Raw genomic sequence first — 17,577 nt, forward strand, 5'->3', positions numbered from 1 at the left:
TTTTTTATATGGAGAGGAGGGGATTTTCTTGCGCGGGTTTAGAGCAGGAACAGGGTGGCCAGGCCGAGGAAGATAAAGAAGCCGCCGGTGTCGGTGATGGCGGTGATCATCACGCTGGCGCCCACCGCCGGATCGCGACCGAGCCGGTTCATGGTCATGGGAATAATCACCCCCATCAGCGCTGCCACCAGCAGGTTAAGCACCATGGCAAGCGTCATCACGGCGCCCAGCGCCGCATCCTGATAGAGCAGGAAGGTGACTACCCCCATGGTGCCGCCCCACACCAGCCCGTTGATCAGCGCCACCCCGAGTTCCCGCAGCAGCAGGAAGGAGAGGTTGCCCGCCTGAATGTGCTGCAGCGCCAGCGCCCGCACTATCATGGTGATGGTCTGGTTGCCGGTGTTGCCGCCGATCCCGGCGACGATGGGCATCAGGGCCGCCAGCGCCACCAGTTGCGAGATGGTGTGCTCGAACAGGCCGATCACCCGCGAGGCGACAAAGGCGGTGCAGAGATTGATGGCAAGCCAGGCCCAGCGGGTCTTGACCGCCTTGGAGACAGGGGCGAACACATCCTCCTCCTCGCTGATACCCCCCATCCGGCGCAGGTCGGTGTCGCTCTCCTCATAGACCAGATCCACCACCTCTTCGACGGTGAGGCGACCCATCAGCTTGCCCTTGCCATCCACCACGGCGGCGGAGAGCAGGTCATCCCGCTCGAAGGTGCGGGCGGCCGCTTCGTCGTTATCCTCCGGATCGAAGGTGACCGGGTCCTGCTCCATCACCGCATTCACCCGGGTATCCGGCTTGTGCAGCAGCACCGTGGTGAGCGGCAGCTCCCCCAGCAGGTGGTTGCGCCGGTCGATGACGAACAGCTTGTCGGTGTTGGCGGGGATCTTGCCGCGCAGGCGCAGATAGCGCTGGACGGTGGCGAGCGTCACCTCGGGGCGGATGGTGATGATCTCGAAATCCATCATGGCGCCGACGGTGTGCTTGCCGTAGCGGATCACCTCGCGCACCCGATCCCGGTCGGCGGGGGCCATGTAGGTAAGCAGCCGTCCCATCAGGTTGCGGGGCAGGTATTGGCCCAGATAGATCTGATCGTCGATGTCGAGGGTGCGCAGGGCATCGAGCAGCTCTTTGTCGCTCATGCCGCTGATAAGGCTGTCCCACACCGTCTCCGACGCTTCGACCAGGGTCTGGCCGCGCTTCTCTTCACTCACCAGCGCCCACAACACGTGGCGCTCATCCGGTGGCAGCGACTCCAGCGCATCGGCGACGTCGGCGGCGGGCAGGCTGTTGACCAGCCGGGTCAGCTCGCTGGTCTGGTCGCGCTGTTCGGCATCCTGCACCGCCTGCGGATCGAGCAGGCTGTCGGTGAGGGCGTCATCGCGCAGCAGCAGGGTGAGAATGCGGGATCTGTCTTCCGCACGCTGCCTGGCGCTGTTTTTGATGGGAAGAGACATGAAGAGGTTCCTGAGCTGGTGGCCATAGGGCCGAATAGCCATAGGATACCAGACTTAAAACAACAGGTTATGACGGCGCGCAGTGGTGCAGAGATTTATCCGGCATAGATCGGGCGAGGGTTTGGTGCAGGCGCAATGGCAGGAGGAGGGCGGTTTGGGGGGAAAATGGCTATGTATAAATTTAATTTATGGGTTTTCCCTGAATGACCCAACTTTAACTTATGAAGAGTGGGTTGATCCCTTCAGCTCTTTTAAATACTCACAGATTGCCAGCCATGGCCATCGCCCGATCCCGGTGAGAGAGTTATTCAGCCGGGATCGGGTGACGGGGGGCGACCCCGGGCTGAGGTGGTTCAAATTCTCAGCAGGTGGGGGCTTGCTCGCAACGAGCCGTGGCAATCTGGCGGGGCAAGCCGGGCCTCGGCATCGTCGATAAATCGTTCTAGCCAAGCTTCAAGACTCGTCTGATCCAGCAGTGCCAGAGGATATTGGGACCAGAGGATCGTCTGCCCATCCAGCGTACCCTGTACATGGGCTGGCCACTGGGCACCGAACAGGTTGTCGCTGGGGGGCTGGAGGGGGCCCAGTTCACAGTAGAGTTGCAGCCATTGTTCCTGATAGCAGCCGATCATCACCCGCAGGCGCTCGTCGACCAGCAGGGTATAAACCCCCTCTTCGGAGGGAAGAGGAGTTATCCCCAGCCGGTTGAACAGCCCCTCTACCAGTTCACGATAGGTGGAATGGCTCATGCGTCAGCCCCCTTGAAGTTGTAAACCTCGAACTCCTGCCCAAGTCCGATCTCAAGATTGTATTTGGAGCCTGGCCAGAAGGCGTTGGTAAACCAGTTTTTGAACTGTTCCTTGTCAGGGAAATGGAACTCGCCAAAGTTGGGATCGAAGAAGGTAACTCCCTGTTGTTCATCCACATGGGCTGCCACTGTGTGGCCGGCCATCTTGCCCGAGAAACTGATCTTCTTGTACTCGGCACTTTCACCTCGGGTATCCAGAATCGCTGCAACCAGCTGTTCCGGGCCTTGTGAACCTGTTTGGCCAGAAACAGGGGGCATTGGATAACCGGATTTGCTCATTCGCGGTACGAGGTTGTGGTCGGTGAGCCAGTTGCTTGTGACCTGAGCCTGATCGACGTGTTCTTGCATGCCGTCCATCTGCAACTGCTTGATGGAGACCAGCGTGTCAATTTGAAACTGACCTTTCTGGCCGCCGGTATAGAGCTGGTTGAACAGGCTATCACCCTTGGCGTGGCTACTGATCCAGTGGGCGGAGATCGACTCGCACACGCCGCCCGAAGTGTCCCCGTGTTTCATGATCTCACCGAGGAAGGCCCCCTTGGTCTGAGCGAACTTGAAGGTGACGCTGCCGCCATGCTGGGGTACCGAGTCACGGACTGTGCCGAGGAATAGGCGAACGCCGAGGTGTATCAGGCGATCTTTGATCATGCTGAAGCGGAAGGCGCTGGTCGGGTTGGGTTTGCCGTCGCTGGTCAGCTGGCGATCCAGCAGAGAGCGACCAGGCAGGTTGTGCTGCACGGCGGCGGAGAAGCGGGCCAGCAGCCCGGGGCGTTCGGTTATGGATTGCAGGTCACGCTTGGCTAATGGACCATCGTGCCTGGGGACGTTTGTTGGGCTGATGGGGGCTGATATTGAGGTGCCGCTGGTATGCTGCGATTGGCTGATGGAGGTGATTGTCATCATCATTACCCGTGGATGTTTGCTCTTTACATGGGGGCTTGATGATAGAGGTTGTCCAGTGCAGCGGGCTGTCAGGAATTCAGCCTGATTTTAACACTATTGGGCGCATTGTCGGGTCAGGTTGCGGGGCAGAGAAAACGCCTCTTAAGAGAGGCGTTGGCAGGGTTCAGGCGAGGGCTCGCTGAGGCTGTGATGCCGAGCCAAACCAGGCGAGCCGGTCGGCCAGCGTCACCACCGAGCCCACCATGATGAGGGCAGGACTCTCGACCCCCACCGCCAGTGCGGGTAGCTCATCGAGGGTGCCGCGAATGACCCGCTGGCAGGGCTGGGTGCCGCGCTCGATCAGCGCCACCGGGGTGTTGCTCGCCTTGCCGTGGGCCAGCAGCTGCTCGCGAATGGTGGCGCAGGAGGAGAGTCCCATGTAAAACACCAGGGTCTGCTTGTCTTTGGCCAGCAGCGGCCAGTCGAGATCCCGGGCGCCCCCCTTGCCATGGGCGGTAACGAAACGCACGCTCTGGGCGTGGTCGCGGTGAGTGAGCGGAATACCGGCGTAGGCGGCGCAACCGCTGGCCGCGGTGATGCCGGGTACCACCTGAAAACCGATGCCAGTGCCAACCAGCGTCTCCAGCTCCTCGCCGCCACGGCCGAAGATAAAGGGGTCGCCCCCCTTGAGCCGCACCACCCGCTGGCCCTTCTTCGCCTCCTCCAGCAAGAGTTGGTTGATCCCCTCCTGCGGTACGCAGTGGTTGCCTGCCTGTTTGCCGACGAAGATCTGCTTGGCGTCGCGGCGCACCAGCGCCATCACTTCGTCGGAGACCAGCCGGTCATAGACCACCACGTCCGCCTGCTGCATCTGGCGCAGGGCGTGCAGGGTGAGCAGGCCCGGATCGCCGGGGCCGGCTCCCACCAGTACCACCTCGCCAGCGCTCTGGCTCTCGTCGGCAAACAGATTGTCGGCCAGCTGGTGGGCAGAGGCGCTATCGCCCCGCGCCAGTGCCTGCCCGAGCCGATCCGCCCCGAGCAGCCGCTCCCAGAAGCGGCGCCGCTCCCCCATGCTGGCGAAGCGGGCCTTGACCCGCTCCCGCAGGCTGCCGGCGAAGGCCGCGACGGCACCCAGATGCTGGGGCAGCAGGGCCTCCAGTTTTTCCCGCAGCAGCCGGGCCAGCACCGGCGCCTTGCCACCGGAGGAGATGGCCACCATCAGCGGCGAGCGGTCGATGATCGACGGCATGATGAAGCTGGAGCGCTTCGGGTCATCCACCACGTTGGCAAAGATCCGCGCCCGGTTGGCGCTTTGGTAGACCAGTGCGTTCACCTCGCGCCGATCGGTGGCGGCCACCACCAGCCACTTGCCCGTCAGTTGCGCCGGTGCAAATTCACCGGCCAGCCACTCGATGCTGCCGTTGGCAGCCAGTTCCGCCAGCTCGGGGTCGAGCTCGGGCGCTACGACTGTGAGGTGGGCACCGGCATCCAGCAGCAGGCGCGCCTTGCGCTCCGCCACCTCGCCGCCGCCGACCAGCAGCACGGGTTTGTTGTCGAGTCGGCAAAAGATGGGCAAGTAGTCCATGGGGCCTCCTGATCAGGCGGTTCGGGTCTGGTTGGCGGTGCTGGTGGTGTCGCTCACCGCGACCGGGCGCTCAGCCTTGGGGGTGGCATACCAGTAGCCGAGGCCCATAAAGAGGGCGCCGGAGATGGTGTTGCCCAGCGTCACCCACAGCAGGTTGTGGCCGATGCCGCTCAGGGTGTAGGCCTCGGAGTGGGCGCCAAACCAGGAGAGGGCGAACAGGGTCATGTTGGCGATGGAGTGTTCGTAGCCGGAGGCGATAAAGGCCAGCAGGCACCACCAGATGGCGATGAAGCGGGCCGCCCCTTCGGTGCGCAGCGCCATCCAGATGGCGAGGCAGACCAACCAGTTGCACAACACGCCCTTCATGAACAGGGTCAGGGCCGGTGCCTGGGTCTTGGCCAGCGCCACCTTGTGGGCCAGGCTGCCTGCGTCCGGCAGCAGGCTGCCGCCGTAGGAGTAGATGAGCGCCACCACGACGGAGCCAATCAGGTTGCCGGCCCAGGTCTGCGGCAGGATGCGCAGCAGGTCGGCCATGGTGATCTTGCCCGTCTTCACCCCGAAGGTGAGGAACATGGTGTGGCCGGTAAACAGCTCGGAGCCGGCGATGATGACGAGCGTCAGGGCGATGCCAAAGGTAGCCCCCATCACCAGCGGCCGGATGCTCGGATCCACCAGATTGCCGAGGGTGAAGATGAGGATGATGCCGAGGCCCACATAGGCCCCCGCCATGGCGGAGCTGAGCCAGAAGCCGAGCTTGTCGCTGCGCTCGAAGCGGTTGATGCGGGCCGCGTTGGCGGCGCACTTGTTGATGGTTTCCGTGTACATCTTGTGAGTCCTTGAAAGGGCTGCCCTCTGGCAGCCCGAAAGAGAGTGAAATCGGCGTTAGACGGCGACCCAGACCTGCTGATCGCGCACTTCAACGGGATAGCTCTGCACCGACATCGCAGGGTTGTCGAAACAGTGGCCATCGCTCAGGCGAAAGCGCTGCTTCTTGAGCGGGCTGGCGACCCAGAGATCGCCGTCGTGTTCGCAGATCAGGCCCCGCGACAGCACGTTGGCGGCGAAGAAGGGATCCCGGTTGTCGATGGCGAACACCTCGGTGCCCGCGTTCGGGCGGAACAGGGCGATCTGGCGACCTTCAATGAGTGCGCAGACACCGGTTCCCGGCAGGATGTCGTTGAGTTGGCAGGCAAGTTTCATCATTTGGTTTCCACCTCGATCTGGTAGACGGGGATGCGCTCGGCCGGAGTGGCGGGTCTGTGCTGGTCGCGTTCGCTGACGAACTGAACGTCCGGGTCGCGCTTGTCGCTGTTGATGAAGTGGCTGAATCGCTTGAGTGCCTCCTCTTCGTTGAGGGTGCGCGACCATTCGCACTCGTAGCTGTCGATAAGGGTCTGGATATCGCGCTCCAGCGTCTCGGCCAGCCCCAGCTTGTCGTCGACGATCACCTCGCGCAGGTAGTCGACGCCCCCTTCCAGATTGCCGAGCCAGACCGAGGTGCGCTGCAGTTTGTCGGCGCTGGTGACGTAGAACATCATAAAGCGGTCGATCAGCTTGATGAGGGTCTCGCGGTCGAGGTCAGACGCCAGCAGATCGGCGTGGCGCGGCTTCATGCCGCCGTTGCCGCCCACATAGAGGTTCCAGCCCGCGTCGGTGGCGATGATGCCGACATCCTTGCCTTGCGCTTCCGCACATTCGCGGGTGCAGCCGGAGACGCCGAACTTCATCTTGTGCGGGGTGCGAATCCCCTTGTAGCGGTTCTCGAGGAAGACCCCGAGGCCGACGCTGTCCTGCACGCCGAAGCGGCACCAGGTGCTGCCGACGCAGGTTTTGGCCATGCGCAGTGCCTTGGCGTAGGCCTGACCTGTCTCGAATCCGGCCGCCAGCAGCTTGCGCCAGATGGCGGGCAGATCATCCTTCTGGGCCCCGAACAGACCGATGCGCTGGGCGCCGGTGATCTTGGTGTAGAGCTTGTAGTCGCGGGCCACTTCGGCCACCGCCAGCAGCCCTTCCGGAGTCACTTCGCCACCGGCCATGCGCGGGATGACGGAGTAGCTGCCGTCCTTCTGCATGTTGCCGAGGAAGATATCGTTGGTGTCCTGCAGCGGGATATTGCGCGGGCTCAGCACATGCTCGTTCCAGCAGGAGGCGAGGATGGAACCGACAGTCGGTTTGCACACCTCGCAGCCATAGCCCTGACCGTGCTTGGCCAGCAGCTCGTCGAAGCTCTTGATCCCCTCCACCTTGACCAGATGGAACAGCTCCTGACGGGAGTGGGGGAAGTGGGCGCAGAGGTGGTTGTTGACCTCGATGCCCTGCTTCACCAGCTCAGCGTTGAGCATCTGACTGATAAGTGGCACACAGCCGCCGCAGCCGGTACCGGCCTTGGTGTGCTGCTTGATGGCGGCCAGCGTGGTGTGACCCTCGGCCACCGCCTTGGCGATGTCGCCCTTGGAGACGTCAAAGCAGGAGCAGATCTGGGCGCTCTCCGGCAGGGCATCCACCCCCAGCGTCGGTTTGGCACCGGCGTAGGCGGGCAGGATCAGGGTATCCGGGTGGCTCGGCAGCGGCAGGGCGTTGAGCATCATCTGCAGCAGGTTGCCGTAATCTTCCACGTCACCCACCAGCACGGCGCCGAGCAATCGGCTGTTGTCTTCGCTCACCACTATCTTCTTGTAGACGCCAGCCTGATCGTCCTGAAACACATAGCTGTGGCTGCCCGGGGTGCGGCCGTGGGCATCACCGATGGAGCCGACGGAGACGCCGAGCAGCTTGAGCTTGGCGCTCATGTCTGCCCCCTCGAAACGGCTGTCGCCGCCGAGCAGATGGTCGACGGTGATCTGGGCCATCTTGTAGCCCGGCGCCACCAGCCCGAAGAAGCGACCCTGCCAGGCGGCGCACTCGCCGATGGCGTAGATGTCGGGGTCGGAGGTGAGGCAGTGATCGTCGATGACGATGCCGCCGCGCTCGGCGATGGCGAGATCACCGTAGCGGCCCAACGTATCTTGCGGACGAATGCCGGTGGAGAAGACCACCACGTCCACTTCCAGCTGGCTGCCATCGGCGAAGGCGAGGCGGTGTTTCGCCTGTTCACCGCCATGCATCAGGATCTCGCTGGTGCTCTTGCTGGTGTGTACCTGCACCCCCATGGATTCAATCTTGCGGCGCAGCAGCTGGCCGCCCTGACCGTCGAGCTGCTCGGCCATCAGTACCGGAGCAAATTCCACCACATGGGTTTCGAGACCCAGTGCCTTGAGGGCGCCGGCGGCTTCGAGGCCAAGCAGGCCGCCACCGATCACCACCCCGCTCTTGCCACTCTTGGCGGCGCTGCGGATGGCTTTCAGATCCTCGATGGTGCGATAGACGAAGCACTCGTGGTGCTGACTGCCCGCAATGGGCGGCACCCAGGGGTAGGAGCCGGTGGCCAGCACCAGCTTGTCGTACCCGACCACGGTGCCCTTGTTGGAGTGCACTTCGCGGTTGGCCCTGTCGATTTTTTTCACCGCTTCGCCGAGCAGCAGGCGGATGCCGTGCTTGTCGTAGAAGCCGGGTTTGACGAGGGAGAGATCTTCGCTGGTGTGATGGGAGAAGTAGGAGGAGAGATGGACGCGATCGTAGGCGGGACGGGGTTCTGCACCGAAGACGGTGATCTCGTAGCGGCCCGGGTCGGCCCGCTCGATCAACTCTTCGATGAAGCGGTGCCCCACCATGCCGTTGCCCACAACGACCAGTCTGACTTTGCTCATGATTGCCTCTAGTTTGGAGTAATAAAACATCATTCTGGGGCTAGGCTACCCAGTCAGTCGGGGCGGGCAATTGATGCAAATCAAGTGTCTATTTATATATCTCGTCAGGGGTAATTCGATAAAATTCAAAGATATACAAAATTAGGTATACCAGTTGATGATTTCTGGGGTGGCTCGGGGTGAGGGGTGGTGGAGGGAAAGCCCGGTTTACCCACGGCCGGGGAGTGAAAACTTCTGGCGGAAAAAGGCCGGCCTCGCGCTGGGCGAGACCGGCATCAGCTGAACAAGGTGGCGCGTCAGGCGATATGGCGGCGGAACATGGCGAGCGCCAGCGACAGGGTGACGCCGGCGATGGCGAGCAGCGGCCAGAGCAGGGGCCAGGCGGCCGACCAGTCAAACCCCTTGAGGAAGACCCCCTTGAGCAGCACGATGAAGTGGGTGAGGGGGTCGATGGCCGCCAGCCACTGGAACACCTGCGGCATGTTCTCCACCGGCGAGATGTAGCCCGAGAGGATCACCGCCGGTACGGTGAAGGAGAAGACCCCGAGAAAGGCCTGCTGCTGGGTCGAGCAGAACGACGAGATGAAGAGCCCGATCCCGGCCAGCGCCAGCCCGTAGCAGACCATGCCCGCCATCAGCAGGCTGAGGCTGCCGGAAAAGGGGAGGTGAAAGACAAAACGGGCGGCCAGCGCGACTATGCACCCTTGCCCCACCGCCACCATGATGCCGGGCACCGCCTTGCCCGCCATGATCCAGCCTGCGGTGAGGGGCGAGACCAGCAGCTGATCGAAGGTGCCCTCTTCCCGCTCCCGCGCGACCGAGAGGGCGGTGACAATCAGACAGCCGGTGGTGGTGATGATGGCCACCAGCGCCGGCAGGATATGCCAGTGGAACTCGACGTTGGGGTTGTATAGGTTGCGTACCGCCAGCTCGGGTTGCCCTTTGCCCTCACTTTGCCAGCGGGTGATAACCTGACTGATGTAGCCAGCCGCCACCTGACCGCCGTTGGAGCGACGGCCATCGATAATCAGCTGCACCTTGGCCGGTTCGCCCCGCGCCAGCCGGCGCGAGAAATCCCCCGGAATAATCAGCCCGAGCAGCGCCTGCTGCCCGGTGATGGCCTCGGTCATGCCCGCCTCGCCCTGCACCGGGATGATGGTGGTGAAGGCGGGCATATGGGTGAGGCGCTCCAGCAGCTCGCGGCTCTGGGCACCGCCATCCTGGTTGTAGATGGCCAGCGTGTTGCCGGTCACCTCCAGAGTGGCGGCGAACGGGAAGAGGGCGGTTTGCAGCAGCACCGGCATGATGAGCAGAAAGCGCCCCTGGGTATTGCCCATCAGGGCCTGCAGCTCTTTTCGGATCAGCCACCAGAGTCGGATCAGCATGGGTTACTCCAGAGTGCGCCGCGTCTTGCGGGCGGTCAGGGCCAGCCAGAAACCGGCCAGCAGCAGCAGACAGAAACCGTTGACCAGCAGGATCGAGAAGACGCTGCCCGCCTGATAGAGGGTCTGCAGGGAGCTCGCGAAGTAGCGGGCCGGAATGAGGTGGGTGATGGCCCGCAGCAGCGGTGGCATGCTGGCGATCTCGAACACGAAGCCCGACAGCATCACGGCGGGCAGAAACGCGGCGATCAGCGCTGCCTGCGCGGCGTTGAACTGGCTGCGCATCACGGTGGAGAGAAACAACCCGAGCCCGAGGGCGCTGCCGAGAAAGACGCTGGTGACCAGAAAGAGCAGCAGCAGGGAGCCGCGCCATGGCACGTCCATCACCGCCACCGAGAAGAGCAGGCAGAGCAGCATGGCGATGATGCCAAGGCCATAGTAGGGCAGCAGCTTGGAGAGCAGCAGCTCTCCCTTGGTGACCGGAGTGGCGAGCAGCGCCTCCATGGTGCCGCGCTCCCACTCCCGCGCCACCACCAGAGAGGTGAGCAGGGCACCTATGATGGTCATCACCACCGCAATGGAGCCTGGCACCAGAAAGTTGCGGCTCACCAGAGCCGGGTTGAACCAGGCACGGCTCTCTATCGACACCGGCATGGCAACCCCCTCGCCAGCGAGCCACCCCTGCCAGATCCCCTGCACATAGTTGGTGACGAAGTTGGCGGTGTTGGGCTCGGAGCCGTCGGTCAGCAGCAGCGCCTGCGGCGTGCCATTGCCCTGACCGGCCAGCGCGCGGGAGAAGCCGTCGTCGATCACCAGCAGGCCGCGGATTTCGCCACGGGCCAGACTGGCGAGCAGGGACTCCTTGCTCGGCCCGCTGTGGATCTCCAGCGCGGTAGAGCCGCGCAGGGCCTGCTCCAGCTGCACCGCCGGGGCGCCGCTGTCGGTACGCCAGATGCCGAGGCGCAGGTGGTCCACATCCAGATTGATGGCGTAACCCATCACCACCAGCAGCACCACCGGCATGATGAAGGCGATGAGGATGCTGCTCGGATCGCGGACGATTTGCAGCGTCTCCTTGCGGCAGAGGGCCAGCAGTCGCCGACGGTTGATGCTCATGCTTCCTCCTCAGTGGCCCGTTCGACCAGGGTGATAAAGGCCTCTTCCATTGTTGGCAAAGAACAGGTCGGCAAGGAGCCGGTTGGCAAAGAGGTCGCCGCCTCTTTGGCGGCCAGCCCCTTGAGATCGTCCGGAGTGCCGAGCGCCAGCAGCTTGCCGCGATAGATGAGGGCAATGCGGTCGCAATACTCCGCCTCATCCATAAAGTGGGTGGTGACCAGCACGGTGACGCCGTGGTCGGCCAGCGCGTTGATGTGCGACCAGAACTCGCGCCGGGTCACCGGATCGACCCCGGAGGTGGGCTCATCGAGGAACAGCAGCGGCGGCTCGTGCAGCAAGGCGCAGGCCAGCGATAAGCGCTGGCGCAGGCCGAGCGGCAGGGATTCCGCCTTCTGATCGAGCCAGGGGGTGAGGGCAAAAGCGGTCACCATGGCGTCGATCCGCGTCTGCTGGTGGCGGCCGAACAGGCCGTAGATACCGGCGAAGAAGGAGAGGTTCTGGGCCACGGTAAGCTGCTTGTAAAGGGAGAACTTCTGCGCCATGTAGCCGAGGCGCTGGCGTGCCGCCGAGGGGCTGTGAGCCAGATCGATGCCGGTTACCAGCGCCTGTCCCTCGCTCGGGCGTAGCAGGCCGCACTCCATCTTGAAGGTGGTGGACTTGCCCGCCCCGTTGGGGCCGAGCAGGCCGAAGATCTCGCCGCGGCGCACCGCAAAGCTGACATCATCGGTGGCGGCGAAATCGCCGAAGCGCTTGGTGAGGTGGCGTGCCTCGATCACCGCCTCGGGGGAGACTCCCTGCGGCAGTTCGGCTTCCCGCATCCCGGCTGCCAGACTTGACTCCCCGCCGGGGCCGCCGCCGAGCAGGTCGATAAAGGCATCCTCCAGCCGGGGTTGGGCCGGTTGAAAGGCGCCGTTGGCCAGTTGCAGCTCCGCCAGCGGCGGGGGCGTCATGCCCGGGTGCAGCAGCAGGCGAACCCGCTCCCCCGCCACCGCGCCATCCATCACCGCCGGGTGAGCCAGTGCCCGGCGCAGCAGGGCGCGCCGCTCGCGGCCATCCAGTTGCCCCGCCTCCAGCAGCCAGCAGCGGCTGGCCATGGCCCCCATCAGATCGGCCGGCGTGCCGCTGGTGCGCACCTCGCCATCCGCCATCAGCAGCACGTGGTCGCACAGCTCCGCCTCATCGAGATAGGCGGTACTCCAGAGCACCGTCATCCCCCCCTTGGCCAGCTCGCGCACCATCTGCCAGAGGGCGCGGCGGGAGATGGGATCGACCCCGACTCCCGGTTCGTCGAGCAGCAGCACATCCGGGGTGCCGAGCAGGGCGCAGGCCAGCCCGAGCTTCTGCTTCATCCCGCCAGAGAGCTTGCCTGCCGGCCTTGCGGTGAAGCGGGCCAGATCGGTGAAGGCGAGCAGCCGCGCGAAGGTGGGCGTGCGTTCGGGCTCCAGTACGCCGCGCAAGTCAGCGTAGAGGGTGAGGTTCTCCAGCACGCTGAGATCCTCGTAGAGGCCGAACTGCTGGGGCATGTAGCCGAGGCGCTGACGCAGCAGGTCCCCCTCGCTCACCGGGTCCAGCCCCAGCACCCGGATGGTGCCCGCTTCGGGGATCAGCAGACCGGCCAGCAGGCGTAGCAAAGTGCTCTTGCCCGCGCCGTCGGGGCCGACCAGCCCGGTGATGCCGCCAGCCGGAATGGTGGCCGAGATGGCATTGAGGGCGACCCGCTCGCCAAAGCGTTTGGTGAGCCCCTCAAGGGAGATGGCGCAGCTCATGGCACCAGCCTGACGGTGACCGGCATCCCTTGGCGCAGGGCCGGGTCGGGGTCCTGCACCACGATGCGCAGCCGGTAGACGAGGTGAGTGCGCAGGTCCGGCGTCTCCACCGATTTCGGGGTGAACTCGGCGGTCGGCGAGACAAAGCCCACCACCCCGTGATAGGGCTTGTCCGGTCGCGAGTCGGTGGTGAGGGTCACTTTGGCGCCGCTCGGGAAGTGACCGAGCCAGGGCTCCTCCACATAGGCGCGCACCCAGACCGGCGCGGTCAGGGAGAGATTGAAGGCGGTCGTTCCGCTCTGCACCATGCTGCCGTTCTCGATGGCGCGGCTGATGATGATGCCATCGCTGGGGGCGGTCAGGCTGGCATCTGCCAACGCCAGTTCGGCACTGGCGAGCGCCGCTTTGGCCCCTTCCAGCTGGGCATCGGACTGGGCAATCTCTTCCGGGCGGTAGCCGGTTTCGAGCTGGGCGAGCTGTTCGCGTGCCGAGCGTACCTGCGCCTGGGTCTGATCCCGCTGGGAGCGGGCTGTATCGAGCTGACCGCGGGAGATGGCGCCGGTGGCGGCCAATGCGCTCTGGCGGCGCCACTGCTGGTCGGCCTCCAGCGCAGCGGCTTCGGCGGCGGCCAGTGCGGCCCGGGCGCGATCGGTCTCTTCGCTGCGATAGCCTTTGTGGATCAATGCGTTGGCGGCAGTGAGCGCAGCCAGATTGGCGCGGGCGCTGTCGCGGCTGTGGGTGAGGGGAACCGGATCGAGGCGGGCCAGCAGTTGACCGGCTTTTACCCTATCCCCCTCATCAACCAGCACCTGATCGACCCGGCCGCCGACCCGAAAGGCCAGATTGACGTCGCGAATATCGACGTTGCCGTAGAGGATGGAGCCGTCGGCCGGGCGCCCCTGCCACCAGAGGTAGCCACCGATAACGGTTAGCAGCAGGGCCACGATTGCAATGCGTTGTTTCATGCCGCTTCTCCTTCTTTCATGTCGTTGGGGCGCAGGCCGCGCAGGGCCCATACCAGCCGCTGTCTGGCGGCCTCGGGGCTGTCTATCTGGCTGAGAAAGGGGGCGGCTTGTTCGGGCAGCCAGCCGAGCTGGCGACCGCTGCCGGCGATCACCAGCGGCAGGCCGACCGACCCCATGATGAAGATCATCAGCTGGAGCGGGTGACCCGCGACCAGTGACCCTTCCGCCTGTGCCATCTGTACCTGCTCGATCAGCAGCAGGGGATGACGGCGCGGCAGGCTGAGCAGAAAGCGCTGGGCCGCCCCTTCGCCCGCCAGCGCATCGCCAAACAGGTGGTTGATAAAGCCGCGCTGGCGCGCCACCAGCCCGATCAGCGCCTCCATGGTGGCCTCGAACATGGCGATGGCAGAGGGGTAGGAGCCTTTGGCTGCCACCGCCTTGAGCTCGTCATAGAGGGGGGCGTACCAGAGCTCGACCAGCTCGTCGATAAAGGCGTCGCGGTTGCCGAAGTGGTAGACGAAGGAGCCGAGGTTCACCTCGGCCGCCGCCGCCAGCTCGCGCACCGTCAGGCCGCGCAGCCCCTTCTCGGTGGCGATGGCGAGGCCGGTATCGAGCAGTTTCTGCCGGGTTGGATTCATCGTTCTGGTTCCTGCTGAACAGATTTCGATCTGATTTATACGTATGTATAAATCAGTCACCGAGAATAGGAAAGATCTTTTTTTGAGCAGATTTCAGCGGGGATGAAAAAACGGCGGGCGTTGGCAAGGAGAGGTTTGGAAACGGCTTGGGATTGAACGGGTTGCCGCAGGTGTGGGCCAGAATCCGGGCAGATGACGGAGGTGGTGGAGAAATAAAAACGCCTCCGCGAAGGGAGGCGTTTTATCGGGAGGGGCACGCTTACAGAATAAAGCGGCTCAGATCCTCGTCTTCAATCAGCTTGCCGAGGTGGGCGTTGACGTAGTCGGTGTTGATGACGAAGGTCTCGCCGGACTTCTCGGAGGCGTCGTAGGAGATATCTTCCATCAGGCGTTCCATCACTGTGTGCAGACGGCGGGCACCGATATTCTCGGTACGCTCGTTGACCTGCCAGGCCGCTTCGGCCAGACGGCGGATACCATCCTGAGTGAACTCGATGTTGACCCCTTCGGTGGCCATCAGCGCCTTGTACTGATCGGTCAGGGAGGCGTTCGGCTCGGTCAGGATCCGCTCGAAATCTTCGGTGGTCAGCGCGGTCAGCTCGACCCGGATCGGCAGACGGCCCTGCAGCTCGGGGATGAGGTCGGACGGCTTGGCGATCTGGAAGGCGCCGGAGGCGACAAACAGGATATGGTCGGTCTTGACCATGCCGTGCTTGGTGTTGACGGTGCAGCCCTCGACCAACGGCAGCAGGTCGCGCTGAACCCCTTCACGGGAGACATCGGGGCCGGAGCTCTCGCCGCGCTTGCAGATCTTGTCGATCTCGTCGAGGAAGACGATGCCGTTGTTCTCGACCGCAGCGATGGCTTTCTGCTTCAGCTCTTCCGGGTTGACCAGCTTGGCAGCTTCCTCTTCGATCAGCGCCTTCATGGCCTCTTTGACCTTGATCTTGCGCTTCTTCTTCTGGTTCTGGCCCAGATTCTGGAACAGCCCCTGCAGCTGGTTGGCCATCTCTTCCATACCCGGCGGGGTCATGATTTCGACGCCCATCGGGGAGGCGGCAAGATCCAGCTCGATCTCCTTGTCATCCAGCTGACCTTCGCGCAGTTTCTTGCGGAAGATCTGGCGGGTGTTGGAGTTGTCGGCTTTCTCTTCCTCGCCCCAGGTGTTGCGCGGGTTGGGCAGCAGCGCATCGAGAATGCGCTCTTCGGCGGCTTCCTCGGCGCGGTATTTCATCTTCTCCATCTCGGTCTCGCGCACCAGCTTGATGGCGACATCGGTCAGATCGCGAATGATGCTGTCCACTTCCTTGCCGACATAGCCCACTTCGGTGAACTTGGTCGCTTCCACCTTGATGAAGGGGGCGTTGGCCAGTTTGGCCAGACGACGGGCGATCTCGGTTTTGCCGACACCGGTCGGGCCGATCATCAGGATGTTCTTCGGTGTCACTTCATGGCGCATCTCTTCGTTGAGTTGCATCCGGCGCCAGCGGTTGCGCAGGGCGACGGCCACCGCGCGCTTGGCATCGGCCTGACCAATGATGTGACGATCCAGTTCGTGGACGATTTCTCTCGGGGTCATCTCGGACATGATGGAGTTCCTGTATCAGGGGCGGGCAGTGCCCACCCCTTGGAGAATTGGTTGCTATGTAGCCGGCTTATTTGGCCGAATAGTCCAGCACTTCGACGGTGTGGTGCTGGTTGGTGAAGACGCAGATGTCGCCGGCGATCTTGAGCGCCTTCTCGACGATGCTCTTGGCATCCAGATCGGTGTTTTCCAGCAGGGCGATGGCCGCGGACTGGGCGAAGTTGCCGCCGCTGCCGATGGCGATGAGATCGTGCTCCGGCTGCACCACGTCACCGTTGCCGGTGATGATGAAGGATTTTTGCTCGTCGGCGACGGCCAGCAGCGCTTCGAGGCGGCGCAGGGCGCGATCGGTGCGCCAATCTTTGGCCAGCGCCACGGCGGCGCGCTCCAGATTACCCTGATGGGCCTGCAGTTTGGCTTCGAAGCGTTCGAGCAGAGTGAAGGCGTCGGCGGTACCACCGGCAAAACCGGCCAGTACCTTGCCGTTGTAGAGGCGATGAACCTTGCGGGCGTTGCCCTTCATGACGGTGTTGCCAAGAGAAACCTGGCCATCGCCACCGATGACGACCTGACCGTTGCGGCGAACTGAAACTATGGTAGTCACTTTACTTACCTCGCTTGAGCCGAATGACGGCCTGACTGTGCATGGGAGAAAAGATGGGGATGGCAAAACGGCTTTTCAAGCCTGCAATCGGTCGGGATAAGCGCGAGATGGGGCGATGGGTGCGAAGGGAGCCCAAAGAAGAGGGGCCGGGTGTTGCCACCCGGCCCCTCATGGTAAAACGGGCGCTTACCCTTTCTTGGGGATGCAGCCGCTGATGCCTGAGCTCTGCAGCTTGCGGTTGGCCGCATCGGCGGCGGCCTTGCCGTTGAAGGGGCCGACCATCACCTTGTAGACGGTGCCGTTGGTGCCATTGATCACCTGCAGGCTGGAGGAGAGGCCGGCGGTGAAGGCGATGCGTGCCTTGAGCGACTCCGCCGAATCCTGCGAGCGCAGGGCGGCACACTGCATCATATAGCGGCCACTGTCGGCAGCTGCGGTCTGGGCAGGCTGTTGGGCTGCCGGTTGCGCTTTGGCGGCAGCGGCTCGCTCACGCTCCAGCTCGGCACGGATCTCCCGCTCCATCCGCTCACGCTCGGCCTTGCGGTCGATCACCTGCTCCTGGGCGCTGGCAACCGGCGCACCGGAGGTGGAGGGGGTGGTCGCCGGATTGGGCTGATAGGGCTTGGGCTGGCCGATCGGTGTTCCCGGCTGGGGAATGTCGGTCGGCACCGGCTGCGGCAGCTTCTCCGGCTGCAGGGTCATGGTATCGGCAGGAGGCGGCGGCAGAACGCCCGGCTGGGTCGGCGGCTCTATGATATCGACCTGCTTGTTCTCAAGCCGTTCGATGTAGCTCCACTTCTCCTGAGGCAACCCGTTGTTCTGCGGTTTTGGCTTGTTGGCTTTGACCTGCTCTTCGATGGTCGGGGCATCGTGGCCCTTGCCATTGATCATGTAGAGGAAGCCGCCAAAGCCTGCCAGCAGCGCCCCGGCCAGCAGGGCCGGGATAACAGGAAAGCGGCGCGGAGCCGCTTTCTTGGTGTTGCGACCGCCCGCGCGACGTCGCGGACGGTTGCCGACATAATCCCGGGTCGCCATCT

General features: G+C 63.7%; 15 protein-coding genes. All 15 read right to left on the reverse strand.

Features of this window, described 5'->3' with window-relative positions; translation table 11 throughout:
- Positions 1 to 38 precede the first annotated feature (38 nt).
- Positions 39 to 1,463 carry a magnesium transporter gene (gene mgtE, locus AAHA41_RS16025; protein WP_162516801.1) on the reverse strand — a complete coding sequence of 475 codons (1,425 nt, stop codon included), beginning with the start codon at positions 1,461 to 1,463 and terminating at the stop codon, positions 39 to 41.
- A gap of 353 nt (positions 1,464 to 1,816) precedes the next feature.
- Complete coding sequence (locus tag AAHA41_RS16030; protein WP_041209779.1) at positions 1,817 to 2,212, reverse strand: CesT family type III secretion system chaperone; 396 nt, start codon at positions 2,210 to 2,212, stop codon at positions 1,817 to 1,819.
- Complete coding sequence (locus AAHA41_RS16035; RefSeq protein ID WP_236662452.1) at positions 2,209 to 3,177, reverse strand: YopT-type cysteine protease domain-containing protein; 969 nt, start codon at positions 3,175 to 3,177, stop codon at positions 2,209 to 2,211. The genes AAHA41_RS16030 and AAHA41_RS16035 overlap by 4 nt, the downstream gene beginning before the upstream one ends.
- 160 nt (positions 3,178 to 3,337) lie before the next feature.
- Complete coding sequence (cysG, locus tag AAHA41_RS16040; protein WP_323068897.1) at positions 3,338 to 4,738, reverse strand: siroheme synthase CysG; 1,401 nt, start codon at positions 4,736 to 4,738, stop codon at positions 3,338 to 3,340.
- Positions 4,739 to 4,750: 12 nt separating this feature from the next.
- Positions 4,751 to 5,563 carry a nitrite transporter NirC gene (gene nirC / locus AAHA41_RS16045; protein WP_323068895.1) on the reverse strand — a complete coding sequence of 271 codons (813 nt, stop codon included), beginning with the start codon at positions 5,561 to 5,563 and terminating at the stop codon, positions 4,751 to 4,753.
- Positions 5,564 to 5,620: 57 nt separating this feature from the next.
- A complete protein-coding gene (gene nirD, locus AAHA41_RS16050) occupies positions 5,621 to 5,938 on the reverse strand; it encodes a nitrite reductase small subunit NirD (protein WP_323068937.1) in 318 nt (105 codons plus the stop codon).
- Positions 5,938 to 8,484: a nitrite reductase large subunit NirB gene (gene nirB / locus AAHA41_RS16055; RefSeq protein WP_323068893.1), complete on the reverse strand. Its 2,547-nt coding sequence runs from the start codon at positions 8,482 to 8,484 to the stop codon at positions 5,938 to 5,940. The genes nirD and nirB overlap by 1 nt, the downstream gene beginning before the upstream one ends.
- A gap of 296 nt (positions 8,485 to 8,780) precedes the next feature.
- Positions 8,781 to 9,869, reverse strand: a complete 1,089-nt coding sequence (locus tag AAHA41_RS16060) for an ABC transporter permease (RefSeq protein WP_323068892.1) — start codon at positions 9,867 to 9,869, stop codon at positions 8,781 to 8,783.
- Positions 9,870 to 9,872: 3 nt separating this feature from the next.
- The gene (locus AAHA41_RS16065) at positions 9,873 to 10,982 is read right to left on the reverse strand and encodes an ABC transporter permease (RefSeq protein WP_323068891.1); all 1,110 of its coding nucleotides are present in this window, start codon (positions 10,980 to 10,982) and stop codon (positions 9,873 to 9,875) included.
- Positions 10,979 to 12,748 (reverse strand): ATP-binding cassette domain-containing protein, encoded by a 1,770-nt coding sequence (locus tag AAHA41_RS16070; protein WP_323068890.1) that lies wholly within the window; start codon positions 12,746 to 12,748, stop codon positions 10,979 to 10,981. Before AAHA41_RS16070 ends, AAHA41_RS16065 begins: the two co-directional genes overlap by 4 nt.
- Complete coding sequence (hlyD, locus tag AAHA41_RS16075; RefSeq protein ID WP_323068888.1) at positions 12,745 to 13,713, reverse strand: secretion protein HlyD; 969 nt, start codon at positions 13,711 to 13,713, stop codon at positions 12,745 to 12,747. The genes AAHA41_RS16070 and hlyD overlap by 4 nt, the downstream gene beginning before the upstream one ends.
- On the reverse strand, positions 13,710 to 14,351 hold the full coding sequence (locus tag AAHA41_RS16080) for a TetR/AcrR family transcriptional regulator (RefSeq protein ID WP_323068887.1): 642 nt from the start codon (positions 14,349 to 14,351) through the stop codon (positions 13,710 to 13,712). The genes hlyD and AAHA41_RS16080 overlap by 4 nt, the downstream gene beginning before the upstream one ends.
- A 259-nt stretch (positions 14,352 to 14,610) precedes the next feature.
- Entirely contained in the window at positions 14,611 to 15,939 is a 1,329-nt protein-coding gene (gene hslU / locus AAHA41_RS16085; protein ID WP_033115662.1) for an HslU--HslV peptidase ATPase subunit, read from the reverse strand.
- 67 nt (positions 15,940 to 16,006) lie between these two features.
- Positions 16,007 to 16,540 carry an ATP-dependent protease subunit HslV gene (hslV, locus tag AAHA41_RS16090; RefSeq protein ID WP_033115661.1) on the reverse strand — a complete coding sequence of 178 codons (534 nt, stop codon included), beginning with the start codon at positions 16,538 to 16,540 and terminating at the stop codon, positions 16,007 to 16,009.
- A gap of 186 nt (positions 16,541 to 16,726) precedes the next feature.
- A complete protein-coding gene (locus tag AAHA41_RS16095) occupies positions 16,727 to 17,575 on the reverse strand; it encodes an SPOR domain-containing protein (RefSeq protein WP_156854368.1) in 849 nt (282 codons plus the stop codon).
- Positions 17,576 to 17,577 lie beyond the last annotated feature (2 nt).

Origin of the sequence: Aeromonas sp. SER, from assembly GCF_038739615.1 — a bacterium.
Classification (GTDB): Bacteria; Pseudomonadota; Gammaproteobacteria; order Enterobacterales; family Aeromonadaceae; genus Aeromonas; species Aeromonas jandaei.

Coding starts and splice junctions, on each gene's coding strand:
- AAHA41_RS16080 (WP_323068887.1), bottom strand. CDS start 14,351: ATGAATCCAACCCGGCAGAAACTGCTCGATACCGGCCTCGCCATCGCC.
- AAHA41_RS16035 (WP_236662452.1), bottom strand. CDS start 3,177: ATGATGATGACAATCACCTCCATCAGCCAATCGCAGCATACCAGCGGC.
- nirB (WP_323068893.1), bottom strand. CDS start 8,484: ATGAGCAAAGTCAGACTGGTCGTTGTGGGCAACGGCATGGTGGGGCAC.
- nirD (WP_323068937.1), bottom strand. CDS start 5,938: ATGAAACTTGCCTGCCAACTCAACGACATCCTGCCGGGAACCGGTGTC.
- AAHA41_RS16060 (WP_323068892.1), bottom strand. CDS start 9,869: ATGCTGATCCGACTCTGGTGGCTGATCCGAAAAGAGCTGCAGGCCCTG.
- AAHA41_RS16095 (WP_156854368.1), bottom strand. CDS start 17,575: ATGGCGACCCGGGATTATGTCGGCAACCGTCCGCGACGTCGCGCGGGC.
- cysG (WP_323068897.1), bottom strand. CDS start 4,738: ATGGACTACTTGCCCATCTTTTGCCGACTCGACAACAAACCCGTGCTG.
- nirC (WP_323068895.1), bottom strand. CDS start 5,563: ATGTACACGGAAACCATCAACAAGTGCGCCGCCAACGCGGCCCGCATC.
- mgtE (WP_162516801.1), bottom strand. CDS start 1,463: ATGTCTCTTCCCATCAAAAACAGCGCCAGGCAGCGTGCGGAAGACAGA.
- hslU (WP_033115662.1), bottom strand. CDS start 15,939: ATGTCCGAGATGACCCCGAGAGAAATCGTCCACGAACTGGATCGTCAC.
- AAHA41_RS16030 (WP_041209779.1), bottom strand. CDS start 2,212: ATGAGCCATTCCACCTATCGTGAACTGGTAGAGGGGCTGTTCAACCGG.
- hlyD (WP_323068888.1), bottom strand. CDS start 13,713: ATGAAACAACGCATTGCAATCGTGGCCCTGCTGCTAACCGTTATCGGT.
- AAHA41_RS16065 (WP_323068891.1), bottom strand. CDS start 10,982: ATGAGCATCAACCGTCGGCGACTGCTGGCCCTCTGCCGCAAGGAGACG.
- AAHA41_RS16070 (WP_323068890.1), bottom strand. CDS start 12,748: ATGAGCTGCGCCATCTCCCTTGAGGGGCTCACCAAACGCTTTGGCGAG.